Source organism: Sphingobacterium puteale, assembly GCF_050986225.1.
GTDB lineage: Bacteria > Bacteroidota > Bacteroidia > Sphingobacteriales > Sphingobacteriaceae > Sphingobacterium > Sphingobacterium puteale.
On the sequence record NZ_CP158959.1, the window covers coordinates 994,017 to 1,005,836 of the forward strand.

At 42.8% G+C, this 11,820-nt stretch carries 7 protein-coding genes; 5 read left to right on the forward strand and 2 right to left on the reverse strand.

Going from position 1 to position 11,820, the window contains the following annotated elements:
• Window positions 1-168 precede the first annotated feature (168 nt).
• Window positions 169-1,467, forward strand: a complete 1,299-nt coding sequence (locus ABTV71_RS04110; protein WP_433902329.1) for an esterase-like activity of phytase family protein — start codon at window positions 169-171, stop codon at window positions 1,465-1,467.
• Window positions 1,468-1,654: 187 nt separating this feature from the next.
• Here the strand turns inward: ABTV71_RS04110 and ABTV71_RS04115 are convergent, their stop codons facing one another.
• Entirely contained in the window at window positions 1,655-3,115 is a 1,461-nt protein-coding gene (locus tag ABTV71_RS04115; protein WP_121125489.1) for a glutamate synthase subunit beta, read from the reverse strand.
• A 17-nt stretch (window positions 3,116-3,132) separates the two neighbouring features.
• On the reverse strand, window positions 3,133-7,647 hold the full coding sequence (gene gltB / locus ABTV71_RS04120; RefSeq protein WP_121125488.1) for a glutamate synthase large subunit: 4,515 nt from the start codon (window positions 7,645-7,647) through the stop codon (window positions 3,133-3,135).
• A gap of 305 nt (window positions 7,648-7,952) precedes the next feature.
• Between gltB and ABTV71_RS04125 the strand changes: the two genes are divergently transcribed.
• The 4 genes from ABTV71_RS04125 to ABTV71_RS04140 all read left to right on the forward strand — a co-directional run bounded on the left by ABTV71_RS04125 (window position 7,953) and on the right by ABTV71_RS04140 (window position 11,723).
• Window positions 7,953-9,050, forward strand: a complete 1,098-nt coding sequence (locus tag ABTV71_RS04125; RefSeq protein ID WP_433902330.1) for a mandelate racemase/muconate lactonizing enzyme family protein — start codon at window positions 7,953-7,955, stop codon at window positions 9,048-9,050.
• Between the two features lie 257 nt (window positions 9,051-9,307).
• Complete coding sequence (locus tag ABTV71_RS04130; protein WP_046674101.1) at window positions 9,308-10,288, forward strand: deoxyhypusine synthase family protein; 981 nt, start codon at window positions 9,308-9,310, stop codon at window positions 10,286-10,288.
• A gap of 128 nt (window positions 10,289-10,416) precedes the next feature.
• On the forward strand, window positions 10,417-11,064 hold the full coding sequence (locus ABTV71_RS04135; RefSeq protein WP_433902331.1) for a hypothetical protein: 648 nt from the start codon (window positions 10,417-10,419) through the stop codon (window positions 11,062-11,064).
• A gap of 83 nt (window positions 11,065-11,147) precedes the next feature.
• Window positions 11,148-11,723 (forward strand): non-canonical purine NTP diphosphatase, encoded by a 576-nt coding sequence (locus ABTV71_RS04140; RefSeq protein ID WP_121125484.1) that lies wholly within the window; start codon window positions 11,148-11,150, stop codon window positions 11,721-11,723.
• The last annotated feature ends 97 nt before the right edge of the window (window positions 11,724-11,820 follow it).

Below are 11,820 nucleotides of genomic sequence, written 5' to 3' on the forward strand. Positions count from 1 at the left end.
ATTTGTTTATCAATTATTTTCTGAGTGATGCAATGAAAAACGAAATTCCATAAAGTCAATCTATTTTTATTTGTCATTTGGTTTGGTCGGTGGATGTAAGTTATTTAAACGTTTGTTAATGATGCCCTAATATGCGAGGTTTATGTTTGCAGGATAATAGAATAAATTATGAAAAGATTATACAGTGTATTGGGGATTGCTCTTTTGTGTGCCTCCTGCAGTAAGGATGATGTATCAAAGATCATTGATCCGATTGTCAATTTAACTTATCCGGATAAGGCTGTAGCCATGGATCCAAAAGTATTGGGTACGATTGGTGAGGTAAAGGTATATAATGGTGGGTATGGCTCTTCCATGGTTCAGGATCCGAATGATAAGACAGTGTTTTACCTCTTAACAGATCGCGGGCCAAATATTGATGGTACGGAAAAAGATAGTAAAGTTTTTGCTAACCCGATGTTTACCCCTCAGATCGGTAAATTTCGATTAAAGGATAATGTGCTGGTTTTTGAATCAGCTATTGAATTAAAGAATAAGAACGGCGTAAAATTGAACGGCTTGCCGAACCCTGAGGGAAAAGGTGGTTCGGGAGAGAAAGCTTTGGATACGAATGGAAAGGATTTGGGAAAAAGCGAAGATGGTATCGATTCGGAGGGCTTGGCAAGAGCCGCTGACGGTTCTTGGTGGGTAAGTGATGAATATGGACCACATATCGTTCACTTTGATGCTTCTGGAAAGGAGATTGAGCGGATCAATCCTTGGACAACAGGAAAGAAATTACCATTGGTATTTGCTAAGCGCCGGGCAAATCGAGGGATGGAGGGATTGACCATTACGCCTGATGGAAAGACATTGGTAGGTATTATGCAATTTCCACTCTATAATCCTTCAAAAGATGCGGTGAAGAATTCTTTGGTTATCCGTATCGTAACCATGGATATCGCAACAGGAAATACCAAGCAGTATGTGTATATGATGGAAAAGACCGATTTGCAGGCTGTCAGTGAAATTGCTGCGGTGTCTAACTCTACCTTTATTGTATTGGAACGTGACGGTGCATATGCAACAGAAGCAACACGTGGTGATGTGTTCAAAAAAATCTATCATATAGACCTTGCGGGTGCAACAGATATTTCTGATCCTAATAATGGTGTTAATGGTTTGTTTCCTGGGAATGGTACAAAGACGGTCGAAGAACTGAAAGATGCAAAGACCCTGGCGGAATATAATATTAAGCCTGTAACCAAAACCTTGGTTGCTGATTTAATGACCGATATCAAAGAGTTATATCCGCACGACAAAGCAGAGGGTTTGGCGGTTATCAATTCATCTTTAATTGCGGTATGTAATGATGATGATTTTGGGGTTACAGGAGAAGGTTTTTACGAGTCGAAGATATTACCGGCTATAAAGACGGTAGATCAGAATAGCATCTATTTTATTAAATTAAAGACTCCTTTGAAATAACGACTTTGGTTGATATCAAAAAATGCCTGTTTTAAAAAGTCAGGTATTTTTTGATATTTCCATTTTGAAACTAGTAAATTGCTGAAGGATTCTTTCTATCACAATAAAAGCACCTTAAGGTGCTTTTATTGTGATAGAAAGAATCCTGATCCATTTTTTATTTATGTCTGTCTATAGTAGACTACAATTAAGCTTGCTGGGTAGCCAAGAAATCCTTGCTTTCAAGTTCGGAATAGCCCATGAGGTATTCGTCTACTTTTCGTGCGCACTCCCGGCCTTCAGAAATCGCCCAGACCACCAAGGATTGCCCTTTGCGGCAGTCACCCGCTGTAAAGATATTTTCCACTGAAGTTTGGTAATCTTTATCATTAGCCAGAATATTTCCTTTTTCGTCCACGCGCACACCGAGTTGCTCCAATAGTCTTTGCTCGGTATGTTTGTAGCCAATAGCCAATAAAACCAGATCAGCTGGAATTTCCCGAACTTCGGATTCACCCAATCTCGTACGGCGTCCAAATTCGTCGACTTCGTATTGAACTTCTTTAATTTTTACCGCTTTGACATGGCCATTTTCGTCGTGAACAAACTCTTGCGTCTCCGTTGCCCAAAGACGCTCACAACCTTCTTCTTGTGAAGAGGAGGTTGCGAAGGTCACTTTGTCCATCGGCCAGGGATTGTTTCTTAAACGTTCTTTTGAAGGTGTTGGTTTACGGGCGATCTGTGTAATACTTTTGGCCCGGTGGCGGTTGGAGGTACCTATACAGTCCGAGCCTGTATCACCGTCACCAATCACGACCACATGTTTATCTGTCGCTAGAATGCGTTCCTCGTCAATACTGATGCCACTGACTTCTTTGTTCTGCTGTTTCAAGAAGTCCATGGCGAAATGGATTCCTTTGGCTTCATGTCCGGGCAACTGCATGTGCCAGGGGATGGTCGATCCAGTAGCCAATACTACGGCATCATAAGCTTTCAATTCGTAAAAGCTAATGTCTTTTCCTACCTCTGTATTTACGCTAAATTCAATCCCAGACTCTTTCATTAAATTAATCCGGCGGTCGATAACAGACTTCTCCAGTTTAAAATCCGGAATACCATAGCGGAGTAAGCCTCCTACCTGATCGTCACGTTCGAAAACAGTGACGTCATGGCCCGCTTTATTCAATTGTGCTGCTGCAGCAAGTCCGGCCGGGCCGGAACCGACCACGGCAACACGTTTTCCTGTTTTTAAATAGCTCTTATGGGCCTTTACATAGCCTTTTTTGAATGCAATCTCAATGATATGCTTTTCAATTTCTTCAATTGTGATCGGTGTGCTATGGATGCCCAATACGCAGGCCGATTCGCAAGGAGCAGGACATATTCTACCTGTAAATTCAGGAAAGTTGTTGGTCGAGGTCAGGATCTGATAAGCCTCTTCCCATTTACCGTCGTATACGGCATCATTGAATTCAGGAATGACATTGCCCAGCGGACAGCCTGAATGACAAAACGGAATACCGCAATCCATGCAACGCGCGGCCTGTTTATTCAGCTCATTCTCAGAATATCCTTTATTAAATTCTTTGAAGTGCTGCACACGGCCTTCAACAGCTTCTTTTGTTGGAAGCACGCGCTCAAATTCTTTAAAACCTGTAATTTTTCCCATGATCTGTGCTTCCTATTTTATGCTTCAACTAATTTTTGACGAATGACATTTTTATATTCCCTAGGGAATACTTTAATAAATTTATTTTTTTCCCGGGTCCAGTTCTGTAAGATGAAATCTGCTCTACGGCTATTGGTAAGTAATACATGACGTTTCAATAGGGCAATAATTGCTGTTTCATCTTCACTTTCCAAGGGATCCAGGTCCACCATCTCCTGATTGCAGTTTTCGCGGAAATCATCATTGATGTCATAAATCCACGCAATACCACCGCTCATTCCGGCTGCAAAATTGCGTCCTGTCGCGCCGAGGATCAGCGCGCGACCACCGGTCATATATTCACAACCATGATCACCTACTCCCTCGACGACAGCGGTAGCTCCCGAGTTACGAACAGCAAAACGTTCACCTGCTTGTCCATTGACGAAGAGGTGTCCTGAGGTAGCTCCGAATAGTGCTACGTTGCCGATAATGATATTATCTTCAGGTACAAGGGCACTTTCCGTTACTGGATAAATGGCCAACTGTGCCCCTGATAAGCCCTTGCCGACATAGTCATTGGCTTCGCCCTGCAGCTCAAAAGATAGTCCTTTTGTTGAAAATGCACCAAAGCTCTGACCCGCCGATCCTTCAAATTTGAAATTGACCGTGTTATCCGGTAATCCTTCAGACCCGTATAATTTGGAGATCTCATTGGATAACATTGTTCCGATGGTACGGTCGGTATTTTTTACTTTGAAAGTTCCAAAAACCGGTGTTCTGCTTTCTAGCGCTAGTTTGGATTGTTTCAATAATCCCCAGTCCAAAATCATGGCCATGCCGTGATCCTGCTCTTCCGTATTGTACAACGACTGTCCCGGTTCATTGCGTTCCACATGCAGGATGTCTGTAAAGTCGATTTTCTTTGCTTTCCAATGGTCGATGTTCTCCCGTTTTTTGAGGAACTGCGCACGACCTACCATTTCGTTGATGGTGCGGAATCCGAGGTATGCCATGGTCTCGCGAACTTCCTCGGCAAGGAAGGTGAATAGGTTGACGATATCTTCGGGTTTTCCGGAGAAAAGTTTACGCAATTCGGGATCTTGTGTGGCAACTCCTACCGGACAAGTATTTAAGTGACACTTGCGCATCATGATACAGCCTCCAGCGACCAATGCAGCTGTGGATACACCCCATTCTTCGGCGCCTAAGAGTGTTGCGATAACGATATCGCGACCTGTTTTTACCTGACCATCGGCCTGTAAGACCACACGGCTACGTAACTTGTTTTTCACAAGGGTCTGATGTGCTTCGGCAAGGCCCAGTTCCCAGGGTAATCCGGCATGTTTGATCGAACTGATTGGTGAAGCTCCTGTTCCGCCGTCGAAACCTGCGATCAGGATGACGTCGGCATGTGCTTTGGCAACACCAGCGGCTATTGTTCCTACACCAGCTTTAGATACCAATTTTACGTTGATTCTTGCTTGACGGTTCGCGTTCTTTAAGTCAAAGATCAACTGTGCCAAATCTTCGATGGAATAAATGTCATGATGTGGTGGCGGTGAAATCAGCCCCACACCAGGGGTAGAGTGTCTGGTTTTTGCAATCCAGGCATCTACTTTAGGGCCTGGTAATTGACCGCCTTCACCCGGTTTAGCACCCTGTGCCATTTTGATCTGTAACTCATCCGCTTGTGTCAGGTAATTGGAGGTGACACCAAAGCGTGCAGAAGCGACCTGCTTAATTGCCGAACGCATGGAATCTCCATTTGGAAGAGGTTGATAACGCAATTCATCTTCCCCGCCTTCACCGGTGTTAGATTTTGCGCCGATGCGGTTCATGGCAATGGCAAGGGTACTATGCGCTTCGTGGGAGATAGATCCAAAGGACATCGCTCCGGTAGCAAAGCGTTTTAGTATTTCACTTGCCGGCTCAACTTGCTCCAATGGAATGGAATTGCGATGTTTAGCAAAATCCAATAGTCCACGAAGGGTAAACATATGTTCTTTCTGTTCGTTGATCTTGGTCGCATATTTTTTATACGTGGCGTAGTCTCCGGTCCGGCATGCCTGCTGCAATAAGTGAATGGTGTCTGGATTCCACAAGTGACCTTCGCCACGACGTTTCCATTGATAGATACCACCTTCCGGCAATAGGCTCTGTGGTGTACGGCTTTTTTCAAATCCGCGCCAGTGTTTAGATAAAGCCTCTTTAGCCAGATCATCCAGTGTCATACCACCGATACGGGATACTGCGCCACAGAAGAATTTATCAACAACAGATTTGTCGATACCAAGTACTTCAAAGATCTGTGCCCCGTGATAGGATTGTAATGTTGAAATCCCCATTTTGGAGAAAATTTTCAATAAGCCATTGTTAACGGCTTTTACGTAGTTTTTGGATAGTTCCGGCCAGGTAAGTTCGGTATCTAAGGTATTCTGTTCCTTCATGGTACGAATACTTGCTAGTGCCATATATGGGTTGATTGCCGTAGCACCAAAAGCCAATAGACAGGCAAAGTGGTGTACTTCCCAGGCATCGCCGGCTTCGACGACTAGACCAACAGCACCACGGTTACCGGTTTTGATCAGGTGGTGGTGGACCGCTGATACGGCAAGCAAAGAAGGGATAGCCGCGTGTTTGGAATCTATGGCACGATCTGAAAGTATCAATACCTGAAAACCATCCCGTACAGCATCATCAGCATATCTGCACAGACGCTCTAAACCAGCTTCCAGCGAACCCGGCTTTCCGTCTGAACGGAAATAGGACTGAATGGTTTTTGCCTGAAATAATCCGGTATCTATAGAACGCAATTTTTCAAGTTCTTTGGATGTAAGGATCGGATGAGGCAAGGTCACACAGTGACAGAATTTTTTGTCCTCGATCAGGATGTTGCCTGCATTACCGATAAAGGTCGCCAAGCTCATGACCAAACGCTCCCGGATGGGGTCGATCGGTGGGTTGGTTACCTGTGCGAAAAATTGCTTAAAGTAGCTTGAGATATGTTGTGGCTGATCAGAAAGAATAGCCAAAGGAACATCCGAACCCATCGAACCTGTTGGTTCGTATCCGGTCAATGCCATTGGTGTCAGGATTGTTTCGAGGTCCTCTCTGGAGAAGCCAAATGTCTTTTGATATTTGAAAACGGATTCTTTGGAAAGATAAGTATAGGTGACGCGCGGTTCTTCCAGTTCTTCTAACTTGATTTTATAGTTGTCCAACCAATCGCTATAAGGTTGTTGGTTGATCAATTGATCTTTTACTTCTTCGTCCGTCAAGATACGACCTTGTTCCATGTCGACGAGAAATATCTTGCCTGCCTGTTGGCGGCCTTTTTTAATAATGGTCGATTCTTCGATCGGAAGTGCGCCGGCTTCGGAGGCGACCACAACACGGTCATCCGAAGTTACAGCATAACGTAATGGGCGTAAACCGTTGCGGTCTAGTGTTGCCCCGATATGTTTACCATCGGTAAAACATAGTGCTGCAGGTCCATCCCAAGGTTCCATTAAAGTTGCATGGTACTCGTAGAATGCACGTTTCAATGGATCCATTTGGGTATTACCATCCCATGCCTCAGGTACCAACATCAACATAACGTGTGTCAGGCTACGGCCACTGTGTAAAAGCAGCTCGGCAACATTGTCTAGACAGGCTGAATCCGACTGACCCCGATCAACAACAGGAAGCAAGATTTCCATTTCATCCTCGGTGAAATATGGAGACGAAAGGGAGCGCATGCCTGCATAAAACCAATTGAGGTTACCGGTCAAGGTGTTGATCTCACCGTTGTGTGCCAGCATACGGAATGGTTGCGCTAGCGACCAAGAAGGAAAAGTATTGGTCGAGAAGCGTGAGTGTACCAATCCAAATGCAGATACCACACGGGGATCGCGTAAATCAAGGTAATAGGTGCCGACTTGGTATGTTGTTAATTGACCTTTGTAAATGATAGTTTTGCAAGAAAGTGATGCAAAGTAAAGTGGGAGCGGGTATTCTTGTTGTTGTTTAACTTTTTGAATGATCAGGCGACGTAGAACAAAAAGCTTGCGTTCAAATTCTTCCGTGTTTGAAACTCCGTCCGGTCTGCTAACAAAAAATTGGACGATTTCAGGTTCGGCACTGAGCGCTGTTGGTCCAATACCTTCTCGATTGACTGGTACTGGACGGTAGCCAAGGAATTTCATACCCCTTTCGGCTGCCGCTTCCTCAATCAAGTCCCGACATATTTTGTTCATGCCTTCTTCTTTCGGAAGAAATACCATTCCTGTTCCATAATATCCCGGTTCCTCTAATTGTATTCCTAAGCTGATACATTCTTCCCACAAGAATTCATGTGGCAACTGAATCATGATACCAGCTCCGTCTCCACTTTCGGGATCACAACCACAGGCCCCACGATGCTCCATGTTCTCCAGCATGGTCAGGGCGTCTTTTACTTGTGCGTGTGATTTATTCCCTTTGATATGGGCGACAAAGCCTACTCCACAGGCGTCATGCTCAAAATTAGGGTCGTAAAGGCCCTCCGTTTTCGGTCTTTGTTGAATCATCTTTCCTTTTCAAATATTATACATTGCTAATATAGGAATAAAAATGGATAAAATTATAAATATTCTAATAAAAATGTGTTTGTTTTGATTTTATTGTTTGTTTTTAATGTTTTTGTTATGGATATTGTATTTACTGTTTGATTGTGTTAACACGCTTTTTCGACCCTTAAATAATGCATCATTTGGCGATAAATTTTTACTGGATATGGAAAAAACATCGTGGGATTGCAATAATATGTATAAATTAGGCAAAGTATTGCATATCGTTTGTGCTTTATCAAAATGACTTAATTTATAGACAGAAGATGAAAATAACTGAAATTGAGATATATCGGCTGAGTATTCCGATGGAGCCATTCGTCATCGCGACCGGAACCATGGATTATGCCCAGAATACTTTTATACGGGTACATACCGATACGGGAATCTACGGTGTCGGTGAATGCTCGGCATTCCCCATGATTGTGGGAGAAACACAGGATACCTGCTTGGTTTTGGCGCGTGATTTTGCCAAGATCTGGAAAGGAAAGGATCCATTGGCTATTAGTGAACGACTGGCTGAGCTGGATTTGTATATTGCAGGGAATCGAACGATCAAATCAGCTTTTGATATCGCATTGCATGACTTAGCGGCCAAAGATGCGGGTATTCCTTTGTATCAATTTTTGCGCGGAGCCAAACGGGAGATAACAACGGATATAACGCTGGGTATAGCATCTCCAGAAGAGATGGCGATGAAAGCTAAGCGTCTGCAGGAAGGTGGCGCTGTGCTATTGAAAGTAAAATTGGGTAAGGATCCGAAAACAGATGTCTCACGTATCCGTGAAATTCGAAAAGCGGTAGGATTTGAGATGCCTATCCGGATAGATGCCAACCAAGGTTGGTCCTACGAAGAGGCAGTGGAAGCTTTACAAGGCTTAGAACCGTTTAAAATTCAGTTTTGTGAACAGCCCATGCGCACATGGAACGATGAGTTATTACCTCAGCTGCGTACCGAAACGATCGTCCCAATTATGGCGGATGAGTCGGTCTATTCCCATCATGACGCCGAGCGGCTCTGCAAAGCGGACGCTTGTGATTATATCAACATCAAATTTTCAAAATCCGGTGGTATCCAGGAGGCCTTGAAAATCAGTCAGGTCGCCGCGGAGTATGGCATCAACTGTATGATCGGTGGGATGTTGGAATCTCGTTTAGCATTAGCTGCTAAAGTCCATTTCGCCTATGCGGCTCCCAATGTCAAATTTTTTGATCTAGATACCTGCATGGTCGGACACCTGAAAGATCCGGTCGTCGGGGGGATCCAATATGACGGTTACAAAATCCATCTATCGGACCAGCCGGGTATCGGCGCTGATATAGAACAAGCATTTTTGGATGGCTGTGAAAAATGGCTGATTTAACTTATATACATAAGGTATGAATAGCATGAACTGGGGGATAGGTGGTCAGGAGATTGCCGTCCTTTTTGTTATCCTGATTTTCTTGGTGGCCGCCTATTTCTTTTTCTCCAAACTGTTGAAGAAGTAAAATTGTCTATTTTTTTACATTTGTTAAAAAATAAGCAGTCAATAGCTGTTTTGGTGAGAGAGGAAGCCTAAAATAGATAATATTCAGTACCTTTGCGGTACTTATTATTTTATAAAAGTTAGAAAATATCATGAGTACTCAAAAAGGACCTATTTCTCAATTTATTGAGCATAATTACCGTCACTTTAACGCAGCAGCATTAGTAGATGCTGCAAAAGGTTACGAGGAACATCTTTTGGATGGTGGAAAAATGTTGATCTCCCTGGGGGGTGCAATGTCTACTGCCGAATTGGGTGTTTCTTTGGCAGAAATGATCCGTCAAGATAAAGTACATTTTATTTCATGTACTGGGGCTAATTTGGAAGAGGATGTGATGAACCTGGTTGCTCACTCACATTACAAAAGAATCCCGAATTATAGAGATTTGACAGCGGAACAGGAAAGAGAATTATTGGATAATCACTATAACCGTGTAACAGATACTTGTATTCCAGAAGAAGAAGCTTTCCGTCGTTTGCAGAAACATCTTGAAGATGTGTGGCATGCCGCTGAAGCGAAAGGTGAGCGTTACCTGCCACATGAGTTTTTGTATCAGGTCGTTAATTCTGGTGTATTGGAGCAATACTATGAAATTGATCCAAAAGATTCATGGATTGTTGCTGCTGCTGAGAAAAATTTGCCTATTGTATGTCCGGGATGGGAAGATTCGACTACAGGTAATATCTTCGCGTCAAATGTAATCAAGGGTAAATTGAAAGCGAGCACCGTTAAATCAGGTATTGAGTACATGATTTATCTGACAGAATGGTACCGTAACAATTCCGCTGGAAAAGGCGTAGGTTTCTTCCAGATTGCCGGTGGTATTTCCGGTGATTTCCCGATCTGTGTAGTTCCGATGATGTATCAGGATTTAGAATGGGAAGAAGTGCCTTTCTGGGCTTATTTCTGTCAAATTTCTGATTCAACGACTTCTTATGGTTCTTACTCTGGGGCGGTTCCAAATGAAAAAATCACTTGGGGTAAATTGGATATTGATACACCTAAATTTATTGTGGAATCTGACGCGACAATCGTAGCGCCTTTGATTTTCTCTTATATCTTGGGACATTAATCTTTTTAATAGAGAAAGGGGAGTGAGGAATAAAGAATTTGACTCAGGCAAGTTCTTTATTCCTCACTCCTTTTTTCTTTTACTTTTTTCTTGTTTATCTTTACTTTCCACTATTTCTTTTTCAGACGATGAGCAATTTAACAACAGATAATCCGGTAGCCCTTCAAGCCTTAATGGATGAAACTATTTTTTCCAATGGGTATGACTTCCGGTCGGAACCAGATGCTTTAGCCAAAGCAAAGGATACGGAATATGTGGCTGTTGGAATTCCCTCGGTTGATCATCTCTCTACACCAGTTATTTCAGACAAAAATATTGAATCAAGTGCATTAGAGAACGAAAAAGATCAAAAGGGTACTGTCAATGCGCTGGAGGTATTAGGCGGAGAATTTATTTATCAGGGCAGCAAAGATCAAGGGATACTCTTTATTCTGCGTTATGTAGCATATCCTTATTTCTCTCCGGCGGCTCTCGACGCATTTGAAAAAACTATTGGTGCCTTAAAATTGACCAAGGAAAATGTTGCGGTGGTTAACTTGGCCAATGCACATAACCCAAACGATTTTAAACGTATCATGCAGTTTTTTGAACCCAAAAAGATTATTCTATTAGGTGTGGAGCCCGCATCCTTAAAGCTTCCTCCGATCGAACACAATTCTTATATGAAAGGTCGCATAGCGACGGTATTCAATACCTTCAGTTTTGAGGAGATGTTTGCCGATGTCAATAAAAAGAAACTGTTCTGGAACGAGTTTAAAACATTTATCGTTTCGTAATTTTTAAAAAAGATTTGTCCCGTTACAATGATTGCCGTCTTTTAAATAAGAATTTCTACTTTTGGCAATATAATTTGAAGAAAATGCTAGAACTTGTATTTGCAACGAATAATGCCCATAAACTGGAGGAGGTTCGGGCAATAGTGGGAGATGCTTTTGTTATTAAAAGCTTAAACGATATCGACTGTCAGGATGATATACCGGAAACCGGGGAGACATTTGAAGAAAATGCACAGCAAAAAACGGACTATTTGGTCAACAAATATGGGCTTTATTGTTTTGGTGATGACTCAGGCCTGGAAATAGATGCCTTAAATGGAGAGCCGGGGGTGTATTCGGCACGTTATTCGGGCTCTAGGGATATGGAAAAGAATATTGATCTTGTGCTGGAAAAATTAGGCGATAATCCAAATCGTTCGGCCAGATTCAAAACCGTTATTTCGTTGTACCTGAATGAACAACAGCATTTTTTTGAGGGAAGTATCGAAGGTCAAATCATTAAAGAGCGTAGAGGAGTGGATGGATTCGGTTATGACCCGATTTTTATCCCTGATGGCTATAACACAACTTTTGCTGAGATGAGTGCCCAAGAAAAAAATGCAATCAGTCATCGTGCGATTGCTGTCGGCAAACTTGCCCAATATCTAAAAACAAAATAATGCTTAGACGTAGTTTTAGTTGATAAACTTTATCCTTGACGGTAAACACAAACGGGGCAAAATATTTATTTTGCCCCGTTTGTGTTTACCTTTTTAT

Coding starts and splice junctions, on each gene's coding strand:
- ABTV71_RS04110 (WP_433902329.1), top strand. CDS start 169: ATGAAAAGATTATACAGTGTATTGGGGATTGCTCTTTTGTGTGCCTCC.
- ABTV71_RS04115 (WP_121125489.1), bottom strand. CDS start 3,115: ATGGGAAAAATTACAGGTTTTAAAGAATTTGAGCGCGTGCTTCCAACA.
- gltB (WP_121125488.1), bottom strand. CDS start 7,647: ATGATTCAACAAAGACCGAAAACGGAGGGCCTTTACGACCCTAATTTT.
- ABTV71_RS04125 (WP_433902330.1), top strand. CDS start 7,953: ATGAAAATAACTGAAATTGAGATATATCGGCTGAGTATTCCGATGGAG.
- ABTV71_RS04130 (WP_046674101.1), top strand. CDS start 9,308: ATGAGTACTCAAAAAGGACCTATTTCTCAATTTATTGAGCATAATTAC.
- ABTV71_RS04135 (WP_433902331.1), top strand. CDS start 10,417: ATGAGCAATTTAACAACAGATAATCCGGTAGCCCTTCAAGCCTTAATG.
- ABTV71_RS04140 (WP_121125484.1), top strand. CDS start 11,148: ATGCTAGAACTTGTATTTGCAACGAATAATGCCCATAAACTGGAGGAG.